Consider the following 25,530-nt stretch of genomic DNA (forward strand, 5'->3'; position numbering starts at 1 on the left):
ACGACCCGATCAACACCCGTGTAAAAAGCGGTGAATACGGACACGAGGGGGCAACGCGGCGATGGGTGCAGCTAGGCGCGAGCGTACCGGGCGGGCCGGCCGCCGAACCTCCGGGACTTCCCGGAGGCAACGTAGCAACGAGTCGCCCGCGACACCCCCCGCCCAGCCCTCTGGGACCCCCGGCGCGAACGCCCCGGCCGCGACGACGCTGCGTTCGATCTCGCGGACCGACCGGGTGCGTCCCGTGCTGCGGCAGCTGGTGATCGTCGAGGTGGGTCTCGTGGTCGCCGCCGTGGGCGCGGCGCTCGGTGGCGTCTGGCTGATCCCGTCGCTCGTGGTGCTCTGTCTGCTGGTCGCCCTCGCGGTGGTACGCCGCCGGGGCCGCGCGCTCCAGGACTGGGTGTCGGGCGCCCTCGGGCTCCGGGCCCGGCGCCGGTCCGCGGCCACGCCGCCCTCGGAAGCGGAGCCGATGCTGGCGCCGGTCGCCGAGAACGTGCCCGGCTTCGGCCCGCAGGTGTATGTGGACCGGGCCCACCGGACGGTCGGGATGCTCGGTGACGGCACGTTCCTGACGGCCGTGGTGCGGGTGGAGGCGAGCGGCGAGTCGCTGAGGCCCGCGTTCGGCGCCCGGTCGCTTCCGCTGTCGCTGCTGGGCGACGCCCTCCAGGTGGATGACATCGTGCTGGAGTCGGCGCAGCTGGTGCAGCAGGTACGGTGCGCGCCGGCCCCTCATCTGCCGCAGCAGTCGGTGGCCCGGCTCAGTTACGGCCCGTTGCAGGACCAGACCGGTGCGCCCGCCCTGCGGATGACGTGGGTGGCGGTGAAGCTGGATCCCGAGCTGTGCCGTGAGGCCATCGAGGCGCGCGGCGGCGGGCTGGAGGGGGCGCAGCGCTGCCTGGTGCGGGTCGCGGACCATGTGGCGAGCCGGGTCACGGGCGCCGGTTTCCAGGCCGCGGTCCTGGACCAGGACGAGTTGAACTCCGCCGTGGCGACTTCCGCGTGCGCCAATCCCATCTTGTCGGGGCGGGCGGGCCGGCCGGACGCCGCCCCGCAGCGCCGCACGATGGAGACGTCCCGGGTCTGGCGGTGCGACGACCGCTGGCACACCACGTACGCGGTGGACCGCTGGCCCGAGTTGGGCCGGGGCGCGACGCCGTTGCCGCAGTTGGTCGCGCTGCTCACGTCGGTGCCCGCGTACGCGACGACGTTCAGTCTGACGGTGCGCCGCGGGGTGCGCCAGGGATCGACGAGCGTGGTCGGGCATGTGCGGGTGACCGGCGGTTCGGACACCGAACTGATCGGCGTGAGAAGGACGTTGGAGCAGGCGGCCCGACACGCCAAGGTGGGGCTGGCACGACTGGACCGTGAGCAGTTGCCGGGCGTTCTGGCCACGCTCCCGCTGGGAGGCGCACAGTGAGCAACCGGACCGAGCCCCGGCGCGGGCTCCGCGGCCCCCGCCACGCGGGTCACACGGTGGCCGCGGACCACCTGGGGGCGTTGTCCCTGCCGGTCGGCGACGACGGCGTGATCATCGGCAACGACGCGAACAACAAGCCGCAGCTGATCGGCTTCCACCGCCCGGTGCCCTACGACGTCACGCTGATCGGCGGACTGTGGACGGCGCAGGTCCTGGCGCTGCGGGCGGCGGGTACCGGCGCCCGGGTGGCGGTCGAGACCGGTCGCGTCCAGGCCTGGACCACGCTCGCCCAGGCGGCGGGCGCCGGGCTGGAGTGCGTGTCCCTGTACGACGTGGGCCGTGTTCCGCCGACGGGGGCGACCGTGGGCAGCCCCGTGGTCGTCGTGCGGGACTGCGGCATGCGGCCGCCGCGCGGCCGGGTGGTGTCCTCGCCGTGGCAGTCCGTGCTGACGCTGCTCCCCTATCTGAGCCCGGTCGCACCGCGGTTGATGCGGTCGTCCGCGCTGGTGGGCGTCCAGCGGGTCTCGCCCGGCGAGGCCGAGCAGATCGGCCGGATCCTGGGGCTGGCGCGCGCCGAGTACGAGGCGCTGCCCACCCTGGCGGACGGGGTCACCCTCTGGGTGGCGGGGGGCGAACACCATTGGGTGATGACGAACCCGACGGACGCCGAGACCGGACTGCTGGGCACGGCTCGCCGGATGGACTGATTCTGATTCCTGTGCCCTCGGCACCGGATGGACTGATTCCTGTGCCGTTCGGCCCACGAACACCCCTCCCTCCGGGGAACATGGACCACGCACCGAATCCGTTCGATCGAAGGGACGCCGCCATGGGCACCCAGCAGGAAAAGGACGAGCTCTACGCTCTCGACATCTCGGATGTGACGTGGCTCAGCGCGCCCGGCACCGAGGAGGCCGAGGAGCGGGTCGAGATCGCGCACCTGCCGGGCGGTGCCGTCGCCATGCGCTCCTCGTTGGACCCGGACACCGTGCTGCGGTACACGGAGGCGGAGTGGACGGCGTTCGTCCTGGGCGCTCGCGACGGGGAGTTCGACCTCACGTAGGCCGCACCGCGGAGCCGGAGTGAGCTTTCCCGCTTCGCCCTGTGCGTGTATGGCACGGATTGACCGTCTGGTCGCCCCCTTTCCTTCGCACCGCGTTCACCGGGGTGCGGCACCGGGCCCGTGGGGCGGGGTTTGCCGTGCCCCACGCCCTGCCTGAGTTCACCGGATGGCGATTAGGGTGGGTGGGGCGCGGCAGAAGAAACCTGCGAGCGGGTGACGCGCGTCGCAAGGGGGAGAGCCGGGCGTACCGGCACATCGGGAACGGTCGCCCCCACCCACCACGGCACAAGGGTGCTCGACCACACCAGGAGGCAAAGTGAACGGCGATCGGGACGAGATCCGCGGCGGATGGGACCTGCCCGTCGACGAGTCGTCCGACGCGGATCCCGCCGAGATGACGGGTGAGTTCACCATCGACTACACCCCTCCCGCCTGGTACACGCAGAACGCGGCGGGGGATTCGTCGGGGGGCGCGGGCTCACACCTGGCGCCGCCTCCGCCGCCGGTCGGGGCGCCCCTGTCCTCGCCCGGCCTGTCGGCGACGCCGGGCGGCTTCGACCCCGACTGGGCGCCCGCCCCTCCGGCCTCCGCCGAGCCGGCCGTCCCCGCGGCTCCGGAGCCCCCGGTCTCCCCCGCCGTACCGGCGACGCCGTACGCTCCGGCTCCCCGGGCGCAGACTCCGGACGCCCCGGCTCCGCACACGCAGGGTTCGGACGCCACCGCACCGCACACGCACGGTTCACACGCTCCGGCACCGCACACCGGGACTCCGGACGCTCCGGCTGCCGCTCCCGGGGCCGACAGCGGGGATACCGGCGCGTTCGGCGGCGGTGACGTGGAGAGCGGCTCGACGATGCGGTTCTCGCCCGCCGCCCTCAAGCGGGAGATCGCGGAGCGCGAGGCGGAGGCCGCCGCCGGATCCGCCGGGGGGACGGGGTCCGGGGCCGCCCCGGACGCCCCGTCCGGCGCCGGGGCCGCGCCCGACGACGCGAAGCCCACCGCTCCCGGCCCGGCCTCGGACGCAGGCTCGGGCTCGGGGTCCGAGGGCACCTCCTCGTCCGTCACCTCCGCGTCCCCTCCCTCCCCCGCCTCCTCCGATACGTCCGCCACGTCCTCCGAGGCGGCCGTCTCCCCCCTTCCCTCGCTCGGCGACACGGGCTCCGAGGCCGTCTCCCGTACGGACGCGGGCTCCGCGGTCTCCGAGAGCGGCGGCCCGGCCGGGACGACCACCGACGGAACCCCCGGCCCTGACGGGGTGTCCGCCCCCGGCGTCCCCGCGGGCACGGGCGCGCGGGACGCCGCGCCCCAGGACGTACCGCCTCCCGCCGCCGACGCCCCGCAGGCCGCCGCGGCACCGGTGCCGTGGTCGCCGCCCGCGCAGGGGGGCGCGCTGCCGCCGCTGCCGCCCACCTTCCAGCCGGCCGCGCCGGGGCCCTCCGCCCCGCAGCCGGCGGCGCAGTGGCCGGGTTCCGCCCCGGCGAACGAGGCACCCGGCGGCTACGGCTTCCCGCAGGCGGATCAGCCGCCGCACGCACCCCAGGCACCTCAGGCACCTCAGCAGCCGTACCAGCAACAGGGGTTCCCCGGTCAGCACGGTCCGTACGGGCCCGGAGCGCCGCTGCCGCCTCAGGCCCCCCAGGGCGCGGGCGGGTACGGCTTCCCGCCCCAGGGCGGCTACGGCTTCCCGCAGCCGGGCCAAGCGCCCCCCGCGCCGCAGCTCCAGTCGCAGCCGCAACCGCAACCGCAACCGCAACCGCAGGCGACCTTCCCGGCCCAGAGCAACCCCAACCTCCCCGCCCCCGTCGCCCCGCAGCAGCCGGAGGCGTACGGGCAACAGCCCCAGGCCCAGCCGCCTCAGCAGCAGCAACCGCCCGTCGACCCGCGTACGGGCGGAGCCTGGCCCACCCCGGTGGCGCACGACCAGCGCGAGCGGTCGGTGCCCGGCGCCCCGCTCGGGTACACGGCGGCCGTCGAGCTCTCCTCCGACCGGCTGGTGCGGGGCAAGCAGAAGGCCAAGAGCAGCCGTAACCCCTCCGCCGCCTCCCGGTTCAAGCTGGGCGGCAAGAAGGAGGAGGCCGAGCGGCTGCGCAAGCTGGAGCTGATCCGCACCCCGGTGCTGTCCTGCTACCGGATCGCCGTGATCAGCCTCAAGGGCGGGGTCGGCAAGACCACCACGACGACCGCGCTGGGTTCGACGCTGGCCACCGAGCGGCAGGACAAGATCCTCGCGATCGACGCCAACCCGGACGCCGGCACGCTGGGCCGGCGGGTGCGCCGTGAGACCGGGGCGACCATCCGCGACCTGGTGCAGGCGATCCCGTACCTCAACTCGTACATGGACATCCGGCGGTTCACCTCGCAGGCGCCCTCCGGTCTGGAGATCATCGCCAATGACGTGGACCCGGCGGTCTCCACGACGTTCAACGACGAGGACTACCGGCGCGCGATCGAGGTGCTCGGCAAGCAGTACCCGATCATCCTCACCGACTCGGGCACCGGGCTGCTCTACAGCGCGATGCGCGGGGTGCTCGACCTCGCCGACCAGCTGATCATCATCTCCACGCCCTCGGTCGACGGTGCGTCCAGCGCCTCCACGACGCTGGACTGGCTCTCCGCGCACGGCTACGCCGATCTGGTGCAGCGTTCGCTCACCGTCATCTCCGGTGTCCGCGAGACCGGAAAGATGATCAAGGTGGACGACATCGTCCAGCACTTCGAGACGCGCTGCCGCGGCGTCGTCGTCGTCCCGTTCGACGAGCACCTGGCGGCCGGCGCCGAGGTCGACCTCGACATGATGCGGCCCAAGACCCGTGAGGCGTACTTCCACCTCTCGGCACTGGTGGCCGAGGACTTCGCGCGGGCCCAGCAGCAGCAGGGACTGTGGACGGGGGACGGCCAGAACCCGCCGCCGCAGTTCGCCCCGCCCATGCCCGGCCAGCAGGGCTACCCGGCACCGGGACAGCCCATGCCGGGACAGCCGATGCCGGGACAGCAGGGCGTCCCCGGTCAGCACGCCCCTCAGCACGCTCCCGGACAGCAGATCCCGGGCCGGCAGCCGTACGCGCCGCAGCAGCCCGGACCCGGTCGGCCCTACCCGCAGCAGCCGCACCCCGGGCACCCCCCGCAGGCACAGCCGGGGCAGCACGCGCAGCCCGGGCAGCCCGGGCAGCCGCAGCCGTACGCCCAGCAGCCCTACGGCGGGCAGCCGCCGTACGGGGGATATCCGACCGCCGGTCAGCCGGGCGGACCCTACGCTCCGCAGGGGGCGCAGGGCGGACCGCAGAACGGGTGGCTCCAGGCGCCTCCCCCGCAGGCCGGCCCGGGTGCGCCCGGGGCGGGTGTGCCGCAGCAGCCGCAGCCGGAGCAGCAGGGCGAGCAGGCCAACCCGGCAGGCCAGCCCGATCTGCAGGGGCCGGTGCCTCCCGCCGGCTGGCAGCAGACGCCTCCCCAGCCGCCGCCGGCACCTCGGCAGTAGGACCCGAAGTGGTTGAGACCAATGGGGGTCAGTGAAGGTCCGGTGAAGGGCCCGTACCGCTCGCGCGGTGCGGGTCCTTCCGCTATTCCCGCAGCCCACACGCGGTTTGACGGACCGTTGACGAGCCTTGACGACCGCTGATAGACCTTCGCTTCACCAACTGGCGAACCAGAGATCTGCCCGCCTTCTTCAGCGAGTGATGACGCGAGGTCCCCGTCCATGGTCACTAGAGTTCCCCACCACTCCACCCGGCCACGCCGACGCCTACGCCTCCTGCTGGCCTCCGGCGTGGCCGCCCTGGCACTCACCGCCGGATCCGTCGTACCCGGAAACCCGCTCGCGCCCGACCCCTCCGAGGCGCGCGCGGAGGACGGGAAGTCGACGCTCACGGTCGCCGTCGCGCAGAGCGTCGACTCGCTCAGCCCGTTCCTGGCGCAGCGGCTGCTCAGCACGAGCGTCCTGCGGCTGATGTACGACTTCCTCACCAACTACGACCCGAAGGACAACAAGGCGATCCCGGGTCTGGCCACCGCGTGGGAGCCCTCCGCGGACAAGCTGACGTGGACGTACACGATCCGCTCGGACTCGAAGTGGTCCGACGGGCAGCAGGCCACCGCCGAGGACGCGGCCTGGACGTTCAACAAGATGATGACGGACGAGGGCGCCGCCACCTCCAACGGCAGCTTCGTGGGGAACTTCGAGAAGGTGACCGCCCCCAGCAAGGACAAGCTGGTCATCACGTTGAAGGAGCCGCAGGCCACGATGGCCGCGCTCGACGTGCCGATCGTCCCCAAGCACCTCTGGGAGAAGGTCGGCGACTTCTCGAAGTTCAACAACGACAAGGAGTTCCCCATCGTGGGGAACGGTCCGTTCATCGTGACGGACTACAAGGTCGACAGCTATGTGAAGCTGAAGGCCAACAAGGACTTCTGGCGCGGGTCCCCCAAGTTCGACGAGCTGGTCTTCCGCTACTACAAGGACCAGGACGCGGCCGTGGCCGCCCTGCGCAAGGGCGAGGTGTCCTTCGTCGCGGGCAGCCCCAGCCTGACCCCGGCCCAGTCCGCCTCCCTGGAGAACACCCCGGACATCAAGGTGAACGACGCCCCGGGCCGCCGCTTCTTCGCGCTCGCCGTCAACCCCGGCGCCCGTACCAAGGACGGGCAGAAGTTCGGCGACGGGCACCCGGCGCTGCTGGACCAGAAGGTGCGGCACGCGCTGTTCATGGCGGTCGACCGCAAGACCATCATCGACAAGGTGTTCCAGGGGCACGCCGTCGAGGGCGAGGGCTACATCCCGCCCCGCTTCGGCGACTACTTCTGGAAGCCGTCGGCGGACCAGAAGCTCGCCCACGACCCGGCGAAGGCCTCGGACCTGCTCGACGAGGCCGGGTACGAGAAGAACAGCGCGGGCAAGCGCGTCGGCAAGGACGGCAAGCCGCTCGACTTCCGCATCCTCTGCCACGCCACCGACCCCAACGACAAGGCGATCGGCAAGTACCTCCAGGAGTGGTGGGGCGAGCAGGGCATCGGGCTGAAGGTCGACTGCCTCGACAACGTTTCCGACCCCTGGTACGCCGGTGAGTACGACCTCGCCTTCGACGGCTGGTCCGTCAACCCCGACCCCGACTTCGTCCTCTCCATCCACACCTGCGACGCGCTGCCGGCGAAGGCGAAGGAGACGGCGTCGACGGACAACTTCATCTGCGACAAGCAGTACGACGAGCTCTACAAGAAGCAACTGGCCGAGTACGACCCCGCCAAGCGGGCGGATCTGGTCAAGCAACTGGAGTCGCGGCTGTACGACACCGGGTACATGAACGTCATGGCGTACCCGAATGCCGTCGAGGCCTACCGCACCGACCACATCGAGTCCATCACCACCATGCCGTCGGCCGCGGGCAACATCTACGGCCAGGACGGTTACTGGAGCTGGTGGTCGGCGGTCCCGGCCGCCGGGGCCTCCTCGTCCGGTTCCTCCGACTCCGGTGGCTCCTCCACCGGGGTGCTCGTCGGGATCGGGATCGCCGTCGTCGTCCTCGCCGGTGGCGGACTCCTGTTCGCCATGCGTCGCCGCTCCACCGCGGAAGACCGTGAATAGTCCATGAGCTCAGAAAGCACTCCCGCCCTGCTCAAGGGCGCGGCGGGCGTGGAGAGCACCGCATCCGGCGGCCCGGCTCCGGCCGGGCCGTCGGCCCGCTCCCCGCGCTCCCGCTCCACCGCCGCCTACGCCCGCTACGCGGCGGGCAAACTCGCCGGGGCGGCCGTCTCCCTCTTCGCCGTCCTCGTCACCAGCTTCTTCCTCTTCCGGCTGATCCCCGGCGACCCGGTCAAGCAGATGACCGGCGGCCGTCAGGTGTCGACCGAGCAGATCGCGGCGATGCGCCGGGAGTTCGGCCTCGACCTGCCGCTGTGGCAGCAGTTCACCCAGTACTGCGGCAAGGCGCTGACCGGCGACTTCGGTACGTCGTACCAGTTCCGCGCCCCCGTCGTCGACAAGATCGCCGAGGCGCTGCCGGCCACCCTGCTGCTGACCGGGACCGCCTTCGTCATCTACACCCTGCTCGGCATCTGGCTGGGCGCCCGCTCGGCGTGGCGCAACGGCAGTGCCGGGGACCGCGCGAACACGGCGTTCGCGCTGACGCTGTACTCGGTGCCCTCGTTCTGGCTCGGCCTGCTCCTCATCATCACCCTGTCGGTGGGCATCGGCCCGATCCCCGGGATCTTCCCGACCGGCGGCATGGAGTCCGGGAACACCGAGGGGATCGACCGGGTGCTGGACATCGCCCACCACCTGGTGCTGCCCGTGGTCACGCTGGTCGCCGTGGAGTACGCGCGCACCCTGCTGGTGATGCGCTCCTCGCTGCTGGACGAGATGGGCAGCGACTATCTGACGACCGCCCGCGCCAAGGGGCTGCGCGACGACCTCGTACGCCGCAAGCACGCCGTGCCGAACGCGATGCTGCCGACCGTGACGCTGCTTTTCGTGAACCTCGGCACGACGGTCGCCGGGGCGATCCTGGTGGAGACGGTGTTCTCCTGGCCGGGTCTCGGCGGCCTGTTCTACCAGGCGCTGAGCGTGCCCGACCTGCCGTTGGTGCAGGCGCTGTTCTTCGTGTTCGCCGCCGCGGTGATCCTGATGAACACGCTGGCCGATGTGATCTATCCGCTGCTCGATCCCCGGGTGGGCCGATGACGACGTCGATGCAGAAGCCCGAGCCGCTGGAACCGGAGGCCCGGAAGCCCTCCGGGCCTCCGGCGAAGCAGGTCCCGGGGCAGAGCCCGCGCGCCCTCACCCGGGCCCGGCGCCGGCAGGCGGTGGCCCGCTTCTGGCGGCAGTACCGCACGCACCGCGCCGGGCTCGTCGGGCTGGCCGTGCTGGCGGTCATCGCCCTGCTCGCGCTGACCGCCCCGCTGCTGGTCGGGGCCGACTCGCAGAGCGTGACCAACGCCCCGGGCGGCCCGATGGAGGCGCCGAGCGGCGAGTTCCCGCTCGGGACCGACCAGTTCGGCCGCAGCCTGCTGGCCCTGATGCTGTGGGGCACCCGGGTCTCGCTGACGGTCGGGCTGCTCGCCGCGTTCCTGTCGGTGGCGATCGGGACCCTGATCGGGATCACCGCGGGCCACTTCAAGGGCTGGTACGCCACCGTCATCATGCGGGTGACGGACTGGTTCCTGGTGATGCCGACCCTGGTGCTGGCGATCGCCCTGGCGACGGTCCTGTCCCGGTCGGTGTGGACGACGATCCTGGCGATCGGCGTGACGACCTGGCCGACGACGGCCCGGCTGGTCCGCGCCCAGACGCTGTCCGTCGAGTCCCGCCCGTACATCGAACGCTCCCGGGCGCTCGGCGGCGGACACCGCCACATCATGTCCCGTCACGTCCTGCCCAATGTGATGCCGCTGGTGCTGGCCCAGACCACGCTCGTGATCTCCACCGCCATCCTCACCGAAGCCACGCTCGCCTTCCTCGGGCTCAGCGATCCCACGATCGTCTCCTGGGGCGGTCTGCTCCAGGACGCCCGCGAGGCCGGCGCGGTCAGCTCCGGCAACTGGTGGTACCTCGCTCCGCCCGGACTCGCCATCGCCGTGGTCGCCCTCGCCTTCACGCTGTGCGGCCGCGCCGTCGAGTCCGTGCTCAACCCCAAGCTGGGGGTGTCCCGTTGACCGCCACGACCACGACCACCACACCGAACCCGGATCCGGCCGGCTCCCCCGGCCCGTCGAACCCGGTCGGTGATCCACCGCTCCTGGAGGTGCGGAACCTGACCGTCACGTACGGGGGCGGGGCCGACGCCGTCCCCGCCGTACGGGGGGTCGATCTGCGGGTGGAGGCCGGGCAGAAGCTCGGCATCGCCGGTGAGTCCGGCTGCGGGAAGTCGACGCTGGCCCTGGCTCTGCTCCGGCTCCTGCCCGCGACGGCGAAGCTGACCGGCGAGATCCTGCTCGACGGCGAGGACGTCCTGACCATGAAGTGGGGCCGCCTGCGAGCGGTCCGCTGGGCGGGCGCGTCGATCGTCTTCCAGGGCGCGATGCACTCGCTGAACGCCGTGCACCGGGTCGGGGACCAGATCGCGGAACCGATCCTGCTGCACAGCAAGGCCACCCCGGCCGCCGCCCGCCGGCGCGCCGGTGAGCTGCTGGAGCAGGTGGGCCTGCCGGCCGCCCGCGCGCAGGCGTACCCGCACGAGCTGTCCGGCGGGCAGCGCCAGCGCGTGATGATCGCGATGGCGCTCGCCTGCGATCCGCGGCTGATCGTGGCGGACGAGCCGACGACCGCGCTGGACGTGATGATCCAGGCGCAGATCCTGCGTCTGATCGAGCAGCTGGTGTCCGACCAGAACGTCGGCCTGATCATGATCAGTCACGACCTCGCGGTGCTCGCCGACACCTGCGACCGGCTCTCGGTGATGTACGCGGGCCGGGTCGTGGAGGAGGGCCCGGCGGCGGAGGTGTACACGGACGCCCGTCACCCGTACGGCAAGGCGCTCTCCGCCGCTTTCCCGAGGATCGGGGACCTCTCCTCCCGGCACGCCCCGCGCGGTCTGCCGGGAGACCCGCCGGACCCCGCGGCGCTGCCGGGCGGCTGTACGTTCCATCCGCGCTGCCCGGTGGCGCTGGACGTCTGCGCCACCGAGGACCAGGAGCTGCGGGGAGCCGGGGGTGGGCGCCGGGCCGCCTGCGTCCTGGTGGACGCGGACGCGGCGCCCGTGGACGGCGCCCGGCCCGCTGCCGAGGGAGCCCGTGCGGAGGGGGCGGGGCCCGACGCCGAGAGCGCACACGCGGACGGCGCACAGTCCGGGGACGACGAAGCAAGGAGCACCCCTTGAGCACCACGCCCCCTGTCAGCACCACGGCCCTCCTCAGCGCCGAGGCGCTGAAGGTCGCGTTCCCCGGCCGGCGCGGGGCCGCCACCGCCCGCGCCGTCGACGGGGTCGACCTGGACATCCGGCCCGGCGAGATCGTCGCGCTGGTCGGCGAGTCCGGCTGCGGCAAGACGACGCTCGCCCGGTCCCTGCTCGGCCTGGTCCCGCCCACCTCGGGCCGGGTCACCTTCGGCGGCGCCCCGCTCGACTACACGGGCCGGGCCCTGAAGGCGTACCGCAAGCGCGTACAGCTGGTCCTCCAGGACCCCAGCGGCTCGCTCAACCCCCGGCACACGGTGTACGACGCGGTGGCCGAGGGCCTGCGCATCCACAGGTACGCGGGCGACGAGCGGGCGGCCGTCTCGGAGGCCCTCTCCCGGGCCGGCCTGCGTCCGCCGGAACGGTTCTTCCTGCGCTTTCCGCACGAGTTGTCGGGCGGTCAGCGCCAGCGGGTCGTGATCGCCGGGGCGCTGGTGCTGGAGCCGGAGCTGATCGTCGCCGACGAGCCGGTGGCCTCGCTGGACGCGTCGGTACGGGGCGAGATCCTGGCGCTCCTGCTGCGCCTGCGGGACGAGCTGGGGCTCTCGGCGCTGGTGGTCACCCATGACCTGGGGCTCGCCTGGAACATCGCGGACCGGGTGGCCGTGATGTATCTGGGCCGGATCGTCGAGACGGGCCCGGTCGAGCAACTGCTCACGGCCCCTCAGCACCCGTACACCCGGGCCCTGCTGTCCGTCCTCCCGGAGGCGCAGGGCGAACCGGTGGTGCTGGCGGGCGAGCCGCCGGACCCCTCGAAGGTGCCTTCCGGCTGCCGGTTCCACGTCCGCTGCCAGGTCCTGGCCTCGGGTGAGGCGGAGCGGGCGGGCGTGGCGGAGTCCTGCCGCACGGTGGATCTGCCGGTGCTGAACGGGGCCGGGGAGGCGCAGGTGGCCTGCCACTGGGCGGCGGCCCGCGCCGGGGAGAGCGGGGGCGGGTCCGCCGATGCACCGCTGACCTGAGGCCGGTGGACCTCAGCGGGTCCGGTAACGGGCGTGGATCAGCCCGCTCGCGGTGGCTTTCGGCGGTCCCGCGGATGATGACCGCCGCCCCCGCGGAACTCATCGGTCGGCATGCGCCGGCTCCCTGCCGCGACAGACTGCGAAGAGTTCTTCGCGAAGAACCCTTCGCGAAGAACTCTTTGCGGTCTAGAGTCTGCCGCATGACCCACACCACCCCGCACCCTTCCGACGACCCGTCACTGGACGAGGGATCGGTCGTCCTGGACGCCAAGGGGCTGCGCGCCATGGCGCATCCGGTCCGCGTGCAGGTGGTCGGGCTGCTGCGGAGGCACGGCCCGTCCACGGCCACCAGGCTCGCGGAGCGGCTGGGGGTGAACTCCGGTACGGCCAGTTACCACCTGCGTCAGCTCGGCGCGGCGGGCTTCGTCGAGGAGGACACGGAACGCGGCAACGGCCGCGAGCGCTGGTGGCGTTCGGTGCACCGGTCGACCTGGTTCAACGACCCGGAACTGGCCGACCGGGAACCGGAGGCCGCCCTCGCCTACCAGCAGTCCGTCGCCTCCATCTACTCGCTGCGCACCCGGCAGACACTGAACGAGCTCCGGACGATGCCCCGCGCCTGGCGGGAGAGGTTCGATCTGAGCGACTGGGCACTGCGCCTCACCCCCGAGGAAACCGCCGCGCTCTACCAGGAGTTGGGAGACGTCATCGGTCGCTACCGACGGGACACCCCGGAGAACGCGGCGACCGCCCCGGCGGGGGCGGAGCGCGTGGGCCTCATCACGCACATCCTGCCCGAGCTGAACACGCCCGCCCCGGAAGAAGAGGCGCCGTGACGCAAGCAGGGCCGGCCCTGTCGGACAAGCGGTCCTTACGGCCGCTGGCCGGGGTGCTGGCCGCCATCGCCGCTTCCGTGACCGGCACCCGGATCTCCCTGATCGCCCTCCCCTGGTTCGTCCTCGTCACCACGGGCAGCGCCACCCGGACCGGGCTGGTCGCCTTCTGCGAGATGGCTCCGTACGTCCTGGTCAAGGCGTTGTCCGGCCCGCTGGTGGACCGGACGGGTCCCCGGACCGTCTCCTGGACCACGGACCTGGCGAGCGCTGCCGCCGCCGCGTCGATCCCCCTGCTGCACACCCTGGATCTGCTGTCCTTCCCCGTCCTGCTGGGCCTGGTCGCGGTGATCGGTGCCGCTCGGGGCCCGGGCGACCTGGCAAAAGAGGTCATGGTCCCGGAGGCCGCGGAGCGCGCCGGAACACCTCTGGAGCGGGCCATGGGCCTCTCCGGCGTGATCGAGCGGCTGGCCGCCACCATCGGCCCGGCGGCGGGCGGCGCCCTCGTGGCGCTGCTCGGCCCCATGACGGGTCTGGCCGTCAACGCGGGCTGCTTCGTCCTCGGTTCGGTGATCGTCGCCGTCGCGCTGCCGCGCGGCACGGGGCGTCCGGCCGTGGACCCGTCAGCACCTGCCGACGCCCGGGAACCGGGCTACTGGCGGCGGTTCGGCGAGGGCTTCACCTTCCTGCGCGGCGAGCCGTTGCTGCTCGCCGTCATCGTCGTGGTCGGGATCACCAACCTGCTGGACGCCGCGCTGACCACCCTCATGGTCCCTGTCTGGGCCGAGGAGTCGGGGAACGGCCCGGCGGCAATCGGCCTGGTGAGCACGGCGTTGGGGGCCGCCGCGGTCGGCGGGAGCCTCATCGCGGCGATGGCCGCCCACCGGCTGCCCCGCAGAGCGGTCTTCCTCCTCGGGTTCCTGCTGGCGGGGGCCCCGAGGTTCCTGGTCCTCGCGGTGGACGCGCCCCTGTCCGTGGTGCTGGCCGTCTTCGCCGTCAGCGGGTTCGGGGCCGGGTTCATCAACCCCGTCCTGGGTGCCGTGCTCGTCGAACGGGTGCCGCGCCGGATGCTGGGCCGGGTCAACGCCCTCGGGGACTCGCTGGCCTGGTCCGGCATCCCGCTCGGCGGGCTGCTCGCCGGGGCGGCGGTGACGGCCGTCGGGCTGACTCCGGTGCTGCTCGCCTGCGGGGCCGCCTACTTCCTCACCACCACCCTGGCCGGGCTGCGGCCCGAGTGGCGGGCCATGGACCGCTCCCGCGAGGACCGCGCACCGCAGGAGGGGGCAGCCGTTCGGGACGGCGCGAAGACGGTGCCCTGATCACCGCGTGCCGGTCGGTCCGCCGGGGTGGTGGATCGTCCCCGTCAGCTCACCGAGCGGCCGGCCCGTGCCGCCCCAGCGGTGCTGGATGATCTCGGCGGCGATCGAGACCGCCGTCTCCTGGGGCGTACGGGCTCCGAGGTCGAGGCCCACCGGCGAGGCGAGGCGGGAGAGAGCCGCCTCGTCCGCCCCCGCCCCGCGCAGCCGGGCGAGCCGGTCGTGGTGGGTGCGGCGGCTGCCCATCACCCCGATGTACGCGGCGGGCGTGCGCAGGGCCGCGAGGAGGAGCGGCACGTCGAACTTGGGGTCGTGGGTGAGGACGCAGATCACCGTGCGGGCGTCGACCTCGGTGGACTCCAGGTAGGTGTGCGGCCAGGCGCGCACCACCTCGTCGGCCGTGGGGAAGCGCTCGCGGGTGGCGAAGGCGGGGCGGGCGTCGCAGACGGTGACCCGGTAGCCGAGGAACGAGCCGATGCGGGCGGTGGCGGCCGCGTGGTCGATCGCGCCGAAGACGAGCATGCGGGGCGGCGGGGCGTACGTCCGGATGAAGACGGCCACCTCCTGCATCCGGCGCTCGCCGTGCGCCCCGTACCACTGGATCGCCGTGCGGCCCTGGGAGAGCAGGCCGCGGGCGTCGTCGGTGACGGCGGCGTCGAGCCCTCCGGAGCCGAGCGTGCCGACGGTGGGCCCGTCCCCGGTGGGCCGGACGACGCGTCGGGCCCCGGCCTCCGCCGGGCCGGACAGGACGGTGGCCTCGGCCACCGGACGGTCCGCGGCGATCAGGTCCAGCAGGGCGCCGAGATCCGCCCGTTCGGCTGCGGAGACATACGCGCGCACCAGCACCTCGATCGTGCCGCCGCACGTCAGGCCGACGCCGAACGCCTCGTCGTCGCTGATCCCGTACGCCACCACCCGCGGTCCCGCCCCGGCGAGCGCCTCGCGGGCGACCTCGTACAGATCGCCCTCGACGCAACCGCCGGAGACGCTGCCGAGCACGGCGCCCGCCGCGTCGACGGCCATGACGGCACCCGGGTCGCGGGGCGCGCTGCCGTGCACGGCGACGACGGTCGCCAGGGCGACGGGGACGCCGTCGCGGCAGCGGGCACGGAGGTCGGGCAGGATGTCGCGCACCCTGCCAGCATCCGCCGTCGCCGGGCCGGCCGCACCGCCGGCGGGTGCGTCAGTGGGTGAGGTCGTACGCGGCGGTCAGCTCGCTGGAGCGCTTCACATCGGCGGCCATGGCGACCAGCAGGTCGTCGATCGAGTCGAACTTCCGCATGCCCCGCACGTAGGCGAGGAAGTCGACGGCCACGTGCAGCCCGTACAGGTCCAGGTCGACGCGGCCGATCGCGTACGCCTCGACGGTCCGCTCGACGGCGTCGAACTGCGGGTTCGTGCCGACCGAGATCGCGGCCGGCATGGACTCGCCTGCCACCTCCAGCCAGCCGGCGTAGACGCCGTCGGCGGGGATCGCGGTGTGCGGCAGGGTCTCGACATTGGCCGTCGGGAAACCCAGCTCCCGGCCGCGCTGCGCGCCGCGCACCACGATGCCCTCGACCCGGTGCGGGCGGCCGAGGATCTCGGCGGCCCCGGCGACGTCGCCCTCGGCGATCAGCCGCCGGGTGAGCGTCGAGGAGAACGGCTGTCCGCCGCCCGCCTCGCCGGTGACGTACAGGTCGATGACCTCGACGGTGTAGTCGTAGGTGGCGCCCAGCTCGGTCAGGAGCGCGACGTTCCCCGCGGCCTTGTGGCCGAAGCGGAAGTTGGGGCCCTCGATGACGGCCTTCGCGTGCAGCCGGTCGACGAGGACCTTCGCGATGAAGTCGGCGGGCGACAGCTTGGAGAACTCCGCGGTGAACGGCAGGATCAGCACGGCGTCCACCCCCAGCTCCGCCATCAGTTCCGCACGGCGGTGGTGCGGGGCGAGCAGCGGCGGGTGGCTGCCGGGGCGGACGACCTCGCTCGGGTGCGGGTCGAAGGTGACCACGACGGACGGGACGCCCAGCTCACGGGCGCGTTCGACGGCCCGGCCGATGATCAGCTGGTGTCCGCGGTGCACGCCGTCGTAGGAGCCGATGGTGACGACGCTGCGTCCCCAGTCCTGGGGGATGTCCTCCAAGCCACGCCAGCGCTGCACTGTGACCGCTCCTCGCCCGAACCTGTGTACGTGTGTATGTCGATTACGCAGGTCTAAGACTGCCATGCTCACGTCCCGCCGCCTGCATCGGCATCGGCATCGACGGGCGTGATGTCTCCAACGCCTCGACCGTGCGCCGGGCGCTCGGCCCCACGACCGCCGCCCACTCCTGCGGGGCGTCGGCCAGCCAGCGGGTGACGAGCGCGGCGAATCCGGGCACGTCGCGGGCGAGCTCGACCAGCCCCCGGTCGAAGCGGGCGGCGCCCTCGGGGGTGCGGACCAGCAGCATCCCGGTGCGGTGGACGAGTGCGCGGGTGCGGATCTCCGGGCGGCGCTCCGAGCCCTCGGCGGCGGCCCGGAGCAGGGCCTCCAGGACGTCCGGGTCCCGCCCGGTGACCTGCTCGAACTCCAGCAGGACCTCCAGCAGCTCCGCCCGCAGCGGCCGGGAGTCGGCGCTGCCGGGCCCGGCGAGGACCCCGGCGAGCGCGGCGCGCACCGGTGGGGGCGCGGGCCGGTCCCGCAGCAGTCCGGTCACCAGGGGCAGCAGGAGTGCCCGGGCGGCCGGTCCGTGCTCCAGGCGGAGGTCGACGTACTCGGCGGCGTGCGTGCCGTCCTCGGGATGGGCGTCGATGTACTCGCGTACGAGTCCGGCGACGTGCAGCGCGAGTGCGGGCGTGTCGAGGCCGGCCAGGCCCCGCAGCACCGCTCCCGCGTCCTCCCCGGGGCGGGCGAGGCGGGCGCGGAGAGCGGCGAGGACCGGCTCCGGGTGGGCGGGGAACACCTCGGCGAGCAGTTCGACGGGGAGCCGGGGGTCTCCGGCGGCGAAGGCGCGCAGCGCCCCGGGCAGATGGGCCCTCCTGGCCACCGGGTCGCGGACGAGGAGGGAGAGGGCGGCGGCGTGCAGTTCGGCGTCCTCGGGGCGGTCCAGAAGCAGGAGGGCGGCGGAGCGCAGCAGGGCCCGGTCGCCCTCGGCGGTGACCCGCTGCTGGAGGAGTCCGGCGTAGCGGGCGGCGGCGGAGCGGCGGGCCGGCCGGTCCTCGTCACGGGCCCAGCGCTCCACGGCCCGGCAGAGCGCGGTGGGCTCGTCCTCGGCGACGGCGAGGAGCAGCTCCCCGGCGCGCCGGTGCGGGGTGGCGATCAGCGCGTCGGTGAGGCCGTCGAGGTCCAGCTCGCGGCGGGCGTAGAGCAGGGCCTGCGCGGCGGCGGCGACCGTGGGGCGCAGGGGTACGTCCGGGGCGTCGGGGCCCACGAGCAGCGGGCGTTCGTCGGTGAACCAGCGGCAGAGCAGCGGCTGCACGGCCGGGGCGTCGAGGGCGAGGCGGCGGGCGACCGCGTCCAGATAGCGTTCGTCGCCGTCGGCGCGGGGCAGTCCGTCGGCGGGCACGAGACGGCGGAGCAGGTCGATCCGGTCCTCCTCGGGCAGCCGCAGCCGCCGCCAGAACCAGGGCCCGAACTCTCCGTACGCCCCGAGGCGGCCAGGGCCTTCCGGGGCGGCGGAGCGGCGGGTGATGCGTCCGGCGAGCACCCGCAGGACGCCGAGGTAGGGGCGGGCGTCGGGCACCCGCAGCAGGCTGCCGTTCAGCAGGTGGGCCGCCCACCAGGCGGCGTCCTCGTCGCGCGGGCCCGCGGCGGTCCACAGCCGGTCCAGCGCCTCGATCAGGTCGGCCATCCGGTGGGCGAGCGCGGCGGTGCCCTGGCGGCGGCCGAGGAGCACCATCGCCTGGATCACCGGTCCGATGCGGTGCCGGGGCACGGGCAGGCTGCGGGGTTCGCCGTCGGCGCGGGGGTGCGGCACCCGGCCCAGGCCGCCGCCGCCCCGGTGCCAGCGGTGCACCAGGGAGCGCAGGGCCGCGTCCAGGTCGAGGTGGGCGCCCTGCACCCAGTCGCCCAGCTCCTCGTGGGCGAAGCGGTAGCCCGCCCCGGCCGGGACGAGGAGTCCCTCGGTCAGGACGGCGGAGGCCCAGCCGGTGCGCCAGGGGAAGATCTCCTCGAACGCGGCCCGGTCCAGCTCGCCCTGGCCCGGGCCCAGACAGCGGCGGGCCGCCTCGTGGACCTGGCCCGCGACCCGGGCGGCGAGCCGGCGCACGGCGGCGCCGCGGGGCTGTTCACCGGCGGCGGCCGCGATCCGGACGGCGGCGCGCACGCACAGCAGGTCGAGGTGGGCACCGAAGACGTCCTCGGTGTCGGGCCGGCCCGGCACCCCGGGCGGCAGGGCCGCGCGGACCTCGGCGAGGAGCCGCAGGGTGAGCGGGTGCCGGTCGTGCCCGGGGGCGAGGGCGGCGGGCGGGATGCCGTGGGCTTCCTTGGCCCGCTCGGCCTGCTCGGGGGTGAGGTCGCCCAGGCGCAGGGCGGCCGGCAGTCTGCGGGCGGGGCGGGGCGGGCGGTGCAGGGCGCCCGCAGGGTAGAGGCCGCCCGCGGTCTCCCAGTGCTCGGGGCGGCAGGCCACCACGAGCCGGACGCCCCGCTCCTCGAGCCAGACGGCGGTGCCCGCCGTCCAGTCGGCGAGCCGGTGGGCCAGCAGCGGCGGCATCTCCTCGGGGCCGTCGAGAACCACCAGGAGCGGCTGGCCGGCCTCGGCGGCGAGCCGGGCGACGCGCTCCGGGGTGGCCGTGCTCATGTCGCCTCGGGCGCCCGCCGCGGAGACGATCCGGGCGGCGCGGGTGAGCGCGCGGTCCGCGGCGTCCGCGATCGAGGTGTCCTCGGCCAGCAGGTCCGCACCGCGCAGCCAGAGCGTGGGGGCGGGCGCCTCGCCGTCGGCGCGGCGGGCGGCGAGGGCGGCCAGCTCGGTGGTGCGGCCGGTGCCGGGCGCTCCGACGAGACCGAGGACCAGGCCCGTACCGGCGGCGAAGGCGGTGAGCTCGGCGTGGACGTCGGCGCGCTCGACGGGGGCGGTGCGGGCTCGCGGGCCGTCCGCCGAGCCGACGGAGGTGGCGGTGAGCTGGAGGGCCCCGGCCAGGTTGAGATCGGGGCCGTAGCCGGGGGCCGCGGTGGCGTTGCGGCGCAGCAGGGCGTCGAGCGCGTCGTCCGCGCCCCGGGGGATCGGGAGGGCGAGGCCGGCCGCCTCGTGCGGGGCGGTGAGGGTGGTGCAGAGGATCCCGAGGACCGCGCCGGTGGCCGGGTCGGTGACGGGTCCGCCAATGGCCGCGCCCCCGGAGCGCAGGGCGTCGCGGCCGTCGGTGCCGAGGGCCAGCTCCAGGGCGGCGGGGACCGGGTGGCCGACGCCGTCCGGCGGGGTGTAGGTGGCGGGCGTGGTGCCGAGCACCCGGGCCTCGCGCCGTCCGTGGGCGGCGATGTCCACGTAGCCGCCGGGCTCGGCGCGGTCGCGTCCGGCGATGGGCAGGGGTTCCGCGTCGAGGGCGTCGGGGCCGCCGGTGTTCAGGAGGGCGAGGCCGAGGGCGGGGAGCGCGGTGATGTCGTCGGGGGCGACGGTGCGGGTGCGGCCGTCGGTGCCGTGGAGGAGGAGCGGGCCCGGGGCGGTCACGGCCTGGTGGGCGGTGACGACCGTGCCGCGGTCGTCCGCGACGAATCCCGTCCCGCGCGGCCGGCCGGCCTGATCACAGATTCTTACCAGCTTCGACCGGTCCCCACTGCCCATGGTGCGACGTTAGGCCGCCGGTGATCGCCCGGAGCGCGAGGACGGGGAAAGCGCCCCCCACGCCCCCGGTATTCACTCCGAGCGCCCGTCCAATGGGGTGAATAGGCGTGTCCCCCGGGGAGCAGGAATGGTGCCGGGGAGGGAAACGTGGAGCGGGCACCGGGTTGGGGGGTGGGTGCCCGCTCCACGCAGGGCCCTTCGCGCCGCACGGCGTACGGGACACGGCGTGAGGCACGCGGCGTGCGGCGTGCGGCGTGCGGCTCAGGCGAAGACGGCGAGGCTCTTGGCCTTGCCCTTCTCCTCCTCGACGAGCACGAGGAACGCCCCGTCGGGCCCGAAGACCGCGACCGGCCCCGGCGGATGGGCGGGCATGTCCAGCCGCACACCGTTGAGGAGCAGCTTGGCGCGCTTCTCGTCCACGTCCCACCGGGGGAACGCGGAGGCCGCCGCCTCGGCGACCGGCATCACGGTCAGCTCCTCCTGGTGCTGGTCGAGGGTCCGGGCCGCGTCCAGTCCGTACGGGCCGACCCGGGTGCGGCGCAGCGCGGTGAGGTGGCCGCCGACGCCGAGTCCGGCGCCGAGGTCGCGGGCGATGGCGCGGATGTAGGTCCCCGAGGAGCAGACGACGGAGACGACCAGGTCGAGGACGGGGGTGCCGTCCTCGGCGACCGCCTCGCGGACGTCGTAGACGCGGAAGGAGGAGATGGTCACCGGGCGGGCCGGGATCTCGAACTCCTCGCCGCCGCGCACCCGCGCGTAGGACCGCTTGCCGTCGATCTTGATGGCGCTGACCTTGGACGGGACCTGCATGATCCGGCCGGTGAGTGCGGCCACCCCGGCGTCGATGGACGCGCGGGTCACGCCGGAGGCGTCGGTGGACGAGGTGATCTCGCCCTCGGCGTCGTCGGTGACGGTGTCCTGGCCGAGCCGGATCGTGCCGAGGTACTCCTTCTCGGTCAGGGCGAGGTGGCCCAGCAGCTTGGTGGCCCGCTGGACCCCGAGTACGAGGACGCCGGTCGCCATGGGGTCCAGCGTGCCGGCGTGGCCGACCCGCCGGGTGCGGGCGATGCCGCGCATCTTGGCGACGACGTCGTGCGAAGTGAAGCCGGACGGCTTGTCGACGATGACAAGGCCGTCCGGCGTGGTGGTCTGCTCGGTCATGCGGAGGCCGGGCCCTCGTTCTTCTCGGAGGATCCGTCGGTCTCCTCGTCCTCGTCCTCGGGCTTGCGGTACGGGTCGGCGTCGCCGGCGTACTGCGCTCCCGTGGACACCTGACGCACCTCCGCGTCCTTGGCCCGCGCCTTGTCGAGGAGGTCCTCGATGGTGCGGGCGTTGTCCGGGAGGGCGTCCGGGACGAAGGCCAGGGTCGGCGTGAACCGGACCCCGGTCTGCCGGCCGACCTCGGAGCGGAGGACGCCCTTGGCGCTCTCCAGCGCCGCGGCGGAGGCCGCGCGCTCCTCGTCGTCGCCGTAGACCGTGTAGAAGACCGTGGCCTCCCGCAGGTCGCCGGTGACCCGGGCGTCCGTGATCGTCACGAATCCCAGCCGCGGATCCTTGATTCGCCGGTCCAGGGTCTCCGCGACCACGACCTGGATGCGATCGGCCAGCTTGCGGGCCCGCGCGTTGTCGGTCACCGGTCCGTCACTCTTCCTTCTGATTTGCTCGACTGTCAGTCTTCGTCACTGTGCAGCCGCCGTCTCACCGACAGCAGCTCCACCTCGGGGCGTCCCGCGACCAGCCGTTCGCAGCGGTCCAGCACGTCCGTGAGGTGCCCGGTGTCACCGGAGACCACGGCAAGGCCGATCTCGGCCCTGCGGTGGAGATTCTGCCCGCCGGTCTCGGCCACGCTCACCGCGAACTTGCGTTGGAGTTCGGCGACGATCGGGCGGACGACGGAACGCTTCTCCTTCAACGACCGTACGTCGCCGAGGAGCAGATCGAAGGACAGGGTCCCCACATACATGTGTGTCCGGATGTCCCGCCGGTTCGGGTTCGTGCCCCGCCAGAGCTTGCCGGGGACATCAGAACCGTACCGGAACGGCCGGAGCCGATCGACGGAAATACGACCCGTCGACCGGCCCCGACCGTGGTGGAGGGGGGCCGGGAGTTTCCTCCCGGACCCCTTCCGAATCCCTGCGGATCCTCGCGGACCCGAGAGGTGATCAGCCTCGCGGCTTCTCGCGCATCTCGTACGTCGCGATGACGTCGTCGATCTTGATGTCGTTGAAGTTTCCGAGGTTGATACCGCCCTCGAAGCCTTCGCGGATCTCGGTGACGTCGTCCTTGAAGCGGCGCAGACCGGAGATGTTGAGGTTCTCCGCGATGACCTTGCCATCGCGCAGCAGGCGCGCCTTGGTGTTGCGCTTGACCTCGCCGGAGCGGACCAGCACACCGGCGATGTTGCCCAGCTTGGACGAGCGGAAGATCTCGCGGATCTCCGCCGTGCCGAGCTCGACCTCTTCGTACTCCGGCTTGAGCAGACCCTTGAGGGCCGCTTCGATCTCCTCGATCGCCTGGTAGATGACCGAGTAGTACCGGACGTCCACGCCTTCGCGCTCGGCCATCTGCTCGGCACGCCCCGCGGCGCGCACGTTGAAGCCGATCACGATGGCGTCGGAGCCGGTCGCCAGGTTGATGTCCGACTCGGTGACCGCACCCACACCGCGGTGCAGGATCCGGATGTCGACCTCTTCGCCGACGTCGAGCTGGAGCAGCGAGGACTCGAGAGCCTCCACCGAACCGGACGCGTCGCCCTTGATGATGAGGTTGAGCTCCTGGACCAGACCGGCCTTGAGCGCCTCGTCCAGGTTCTCCAGGGAGAACCGGACGCCCTTGCGGGCGAAGTTGGCGTTGCGCTCACGGGCGGCACGCTTCTCGGCGATCTGACGGGCCGTACGGTCCTCGTCGACCACCAGGAGGTTGTCGCCGGCGCCCGGGACGTTGGTGAGACCGAGCACCAGGACGGGGGTCGAGGGACCCGCTTCCTGGACGTTCTGACCGTTGTCGTCGAGCATGGCGCGGACTCGGCCGTAGGCGTCGCCCACGACCACCGTGTCACCGATGCGCAGCGTTCCGCGCTGGACCAGGACGGTCGAGACGGCGCCGCGACCGCGGTCGAGGTGGGACTCGATCGCGATGCCCTGCGCGTCCTGCTCCGGGTTGGCCCGCAGGTCGAGCGAGGCGTCGGCGGTGAGGACGACGGCCTCCAGGAGCGCCTCGATGTTGAGGCCCTGCTTGGCGGAGATGTCGACGAACATGGTGTCGCCGCCGTACTCCTCGGCCACCAGACCGAACTCGGTGAGCTGACCGCGCACCTTGGTCGGGTCGGCGCCCTCGACGTCGATCTTGTTGACCGCGACCACGATCGGCACCTCGGCCGCCTTGGCGTGGTTCAGCGCCTCGATCGTCTGGGGCATCACACCGTCGTTGGCCGCCACCACGAGGATCGCGATGTCGGTCGACTTCGCACCACGGGCACGCATGGCGGTGAACGCCTCGTGACCCGGGGTGTCGATGAAGGTGATCTTGCGGTCCTCGCCGTTGACCTCGGAGGAGACCTGGTAGGCACCGATGTGCTGCGTGATGCCGCCGGCCTCGCCCGCGACCACGTTGGTCTTGCGGATCGCGTCCAGCAGTCGGGTCTTACCGTGGTCGACGTGACCCATGACGGTCACGACCGGCGGACGCGAGACCAGAGCCTCTTCGCCGCCCTCGTCCTCGCCGAACTCGATGTCGAAGGACTCGAGCAGCTCGCGGTCCTCCTCCTCGGGGCTGACGATCTCCAGGACGTAGTTCATCTCCTCGGCGAGAAGCCGGAGCGTCTCGTCGGAAACGGACTGCGTGGCGGTGACCATCTCGCCGAGGTTCATCATGACGGCGACGAGCGACGCCGGGTTGGCGTTGATCTTCTCCGCGAAGTCGGTGAGCGAGGCGCCGCGCGACAGCCGGACGGCCTGTCCGTTGCCGCGAGGCAGCATGACGCCGCCGACCGACGGGGCCTGCATGGCCTCGTACTCCTGGCGCCTCTGCCGCTTCGACTTGCGGCCACGACGCGCCGGACCGCCGGGACGGCCGAACGCACCCTGCGTGCCACCGCGGCCACCGGGGCCGCCGGGACGGCCACCGAAGCCGGGACGACCGCCGAAGCCGCCGCCGCCACCGGGACGACCGGCACCGCCACCGCCACCGGGACCGGCCGGACGGCCGGCGAAGCCGCCGCCACCGCCGCCACCGGGACGACCCGCGAAGCCGCCGCCACCGGGACGACCGCCGCCACCGGCGCCGGGACGACCGCCGCCACCGGGACCGCGGCCACCGCCGCCGGGACCGGGACGCGGGCCGGCAGCGGGACGCTGCGGCATCATGCCCGGGTTCGGGCGGTTACCGGCGGGACCGCCGCCGGGACGCGGAGCCTGCGGACGGGGCATGCCGCCCGGAGTAGGACGGGCACCGCCCTGACCCTGGCCGCCCTGGGGGCGCGGGGCGCCGCCGGGGCCGCTGCCCTGGGGACGCGGGGCGCCGGGGCGCTCCTGGCCGCCACCGGGGCGCGGGGCACCGCCGGGACGGGGCGCCGAGGGGCGCGCCATGCCGGTGGAACCGCCGGAGGTGAAGGGGTTGTTGCCCGGACGGGGACCGGCCGGACGGGCGCCGCCGGGGCGCGGGGCGCCCTGGCCCGCGGGACGCGCGGGGCGGTCGCCGCCACGCTCGCCACCACGGCCGCCGTCGCGCTGGCCACCGTCACGGCCGCCGTCGCGCTGACCGCCGGCCGGAGCCGGACGGGCGGGCGTGGGACGGGGACCCGGGGTGGCACCCGCGGGACGCGGGGCCTGGGGCTGCGGGGCAGCCGGCTGGGCCGGAGCCGGGGCCGAGAACTCGGCGGCCGGGACCGGGGTCACCGGGGCCGCCTTCGGCGCGGGCTTCGGGCCCGGACGGGGGCCCGCGGACGGCGCGGAGGGCGCCGCCGGGGTGCTGCTCGGGGCCTCGGCCGGCTTGGGTGCCGGTGCTCCGGGCTTCGGGGCAGCGGGACGTGCCGCAGCGGCCGGGGAGGGCGCTGCGGGCTTCGCGGGCGCCGCCTTGCGGGGCGCACCGGGCTTCGCAGCGGACTTGCCGGCGTTGCCGCCGGGCCCCTGCAGTGCGTCGGTCAACTTGCGTACAACCGGCGCCTCGATCGTCGAGGACGCCGAACGGACGAATTCACCGAGTTCTTGGAGCTTGGCCATGACGACCTTGCTCTCGACGCCGAACTCCTTGGCGAGTTCGTATACCCGGACCTTAGCCACTTCGCTCCTTTTAGGTCCGGGTTACCGCCGGACCGTCGCTACTTCATGGGCG

At 73.6% G+C, this 25,530-nt stretch carries 18 protein-coding genes; 11 read left to right on the forward strand and 7 right to left on the reverse strand.

What is annotated here, in order from left to right; genetic code table 11:
- The first annotated feature begins 61 nt into the window (after positions 1-61).
- The 11 genes from eccE to DTB53_RS31800 all read left to right on the forward strand — a co-directional run bounded on the left by eccE (position 62) and on the right by DTB53_RS31800 (position 14,467).
- Positions 62-1,417 (forward strand): type VII secretion protein EccE, encoded by a 1,356-nt coding sequence (eccE, locus tag DTB53_RS31750; RefSeq protein WP_012378784.1) that lies wholly within the window; start codon positions 62-64, stop codon positions 1,415-1,417.
- On the forward strand, positions 1,414-2,124 hold the full coding sequence (locus DTB53_RS31755; RefSeq protein ID WP_003965866.1) for a hypothetical protein: 711 nt from the start codon (positions 1,414-1,416) through the stop codon (positions 2,122-2,124). The genes eccE and DTB53_RS31755 overlap by 4 nt, the downstream gene beginning before the upstream one ends.
- A gap of 122 nt (positions 2,125-2,246) precedes the next feature.
- Positions 2,247-2,480, forward strand: coding sequence for a DUF397 domain-containing protein (locus DTB53_RS31760; RefSeq protein WP_003965867.1), 234 nt, complete (start codon positions 2,247-2,249; stop codon positions 2,478-2,480).
- Positions 2,481-2,796: 316 nt separating this feature from the next.
- Positions 2,797-5,955 (forward strand): SCO5717 family growth-regulating ATPase, encoded by a 3,159-nt coding sequence (locus tag DTB53_RS31765; protein WP_012378786.1) that lies wholly within the window; start codon positions 2,797-2,799, stop codon positions 5,953-5,955.
- 219 nt (positions 5,956-6,174) lie between these two features.
- On the forward strand, positions 6,175-8,052 hold the full coding sequence (locus DTB53_RS31770) for an ABC transporter substrate-binding protein (protein WP_003965869.1): 1,878 nt from the start codon (positions 6,175-6,177) through the stop codon (positions 8,050-8,052).
- Between the two features lie 3 nt (positions 8,053-8,055).
- Positions 8,056-9,147 carry an ABC transporter permease gene (locus DTB53_RS31775; RefSeq protein WP_003965870.1) on the forward strand — a complete coding sequence of 364 codons (1,092 nt, stop codon included), beginning with the start codon at positions 8,056-8,058 and terminating at the stop codon, positions 9,145-9,147.
- A complete protein-coding gene (locus tag DTB53_RS31780; protein WP_003965871.1) occupies positions 9,144-10,118 on the forward strand; it encodes an ABC transporter permease in 975 nt (324 codons plus the stop codon). Before DTB53_RS31775 ends, DTB53_RS31780 begins: the two co-directional genes overlap by 4 nt.
- Positions 10,115-11,281 (forward strand): ABC transporter ATP-binding protein, encoded by a 1,167-nt coding sequence (locus tag DTB53_RS31785; protein WP_012378787.1) that lies wholly within the window; start codon positions 10,115-10,117, stop codon positions 11,279-11,281. The genes DTB53_RS31780 and DTB53_RS31785 overlap by 4 nt, the downstream gene beginning before the upstream one ends.
- Positions 11,278-12,315: an oligopeptide/dipeptide ABC transporter ATP-binding protein gene (locus DTB53_RS31790; RefSeq protein ID WP_012378788.1), complete on the forward strand. Its 1,038-nt coding sequence runs from the start codon at positions 11,278-11,280 to the stop codon at positions 12,313-12,315. Before DTB53_RS31785 ends, DTB53_RS31790 begins: the two co-directional genes overlap by 4 nt.
- 200 nt (positions 12,316-12,515) lie before the next feature.
- Positions 12,516-13,151 carry an ArsR/SmtB family transcription factor gene (locus tag DTB53_RS31795; RefSeq protein ID WP_012378789.1) on the forward strand — a complete coding sequence of 212 codons (636 nt, stop codon included), beginning with the start codon at positions 12,516-12,518 and terminating at the stop codon, positions 13,149-13,151.
- The gene (locus tag DTB53_RS31800; RefSeq protein WP_012378790.1) at positions 13,148-14,467 is read left to right on the forward strand and encodes an MFS transporter; all 1,320 of its coding nucleotides are present in this window, start codon (positions 13,148-13,150) and stop codon (positions 14,465-14,467) included. Before DTB53_RS31795 ends, DTB53_RS31800 begins: the two co-directional genes overlap by 4 nt.
- On the opposite strand, the gene DTB53_RS31805 is transcribed toward DTB53_RS31800, so the two are convergent.
- The 7 genes from DTB53_RS31805 to infB all read right to left on the reverse strand — a co-directional run bounded on the left by DTB53_RS31805 (position 14,468) and on the right by infB (position 25,478).
- The gene (locus tag DTB53_RS31805; RefSeq protein WP_012378791.1) at positions 14,468-15,598 is read right to left on the reverse strand and encodes an XdhC family protein; all 1,131 of its coding nucleotides are present in this window, start codon (positions 15,596-15,598) and stop codon (positions 14,468-14,470) included.
- A 49-nt stretch (positions 15,599-15,647) separates the two neighbouring features.
- Positions 15,648-16,604 (reverse strand): bifunctional riboflavin kinase/FAD synthetase, encoded by a 957-nt coding sequence (locus DTB53_RS31810; RefSeq protein WP_003965877.1) that lies wholly within the window; start codon positions 16,602-16,604, stop codon positions 15,648-15,650.
- A 43-nt stretch (positions 16,605-16,647) separates the two neighbouring features.
- A complete protein-coding gene (locus tag DTB53_RS31815) occupies positions 16,648-20,199 on the reverse strand; it encodes a hypothetical protein (RefSeq protein WP_012378792.1) in 3,552 nt (1,183 codons plus the stop codon).
- A 261-nt stretch (positions 20,200-20,460) separates the two neighbouring features.
- Complete coding sequence (gene truB, locus DTB53_RS31820) at positions 20,461-21,360, reverse strand: tRNA pseudouridine(55) synthase TruB (protein WP_003965879.1); 900 nt, start codon at positions 21,358-21,360, stop codon at positions 20,461-20,463.
- On the reverse strand, positions 21,357-21,833 hold the full coding sequence (gene rbfA / locus DTB53_RS31825; RefSeq protein ID WP_003965880.1) for a 30S ribosome-binding factor RbfA: 477 nt from the start codon (positions 21,831-21,833) through the stop codon (positions 21,357-21,359). The genes truB and rbfA overlap by 4 nt, the downstream gene beginning before the upstream one ends.
- Positions 21,834-21,868: 35 nt before the next feature.
- Positions 21,869-22,162, reverse strand: coding sequence for a DUF503 domain-containing protein (locus DTB53_RS31830; protein WP_003965881.1), 294 nt, complete (start codon positions 22,160-22,162; stop codon positions 21,869-21,871).
- A 199-nt stretch (positions 22,163-22,361) separates the two neighbouring features.
- Positions 22,362-25,478, reverse strand: a complete 3,117-nt coding sequence (gene infB / locus DTB53_RS31835; RefSeq protein WP_012378793.1) for a translation initiation factor IF-2 — start codon at positions 25,476-25,478, stop codon at positions 22,362-22,364.
- Positions 25,479-25,530: the final 52 nt, after the last annotated feature.

Source organism: Streptomyces griseus (assembly GCF_900460065.1).
Lineage (GTDB): Bacteria > Actinomycetota > Actinomycetes > Streptomycetales > Streptomycetaceae > Streptomyces > Streptomyces griseus.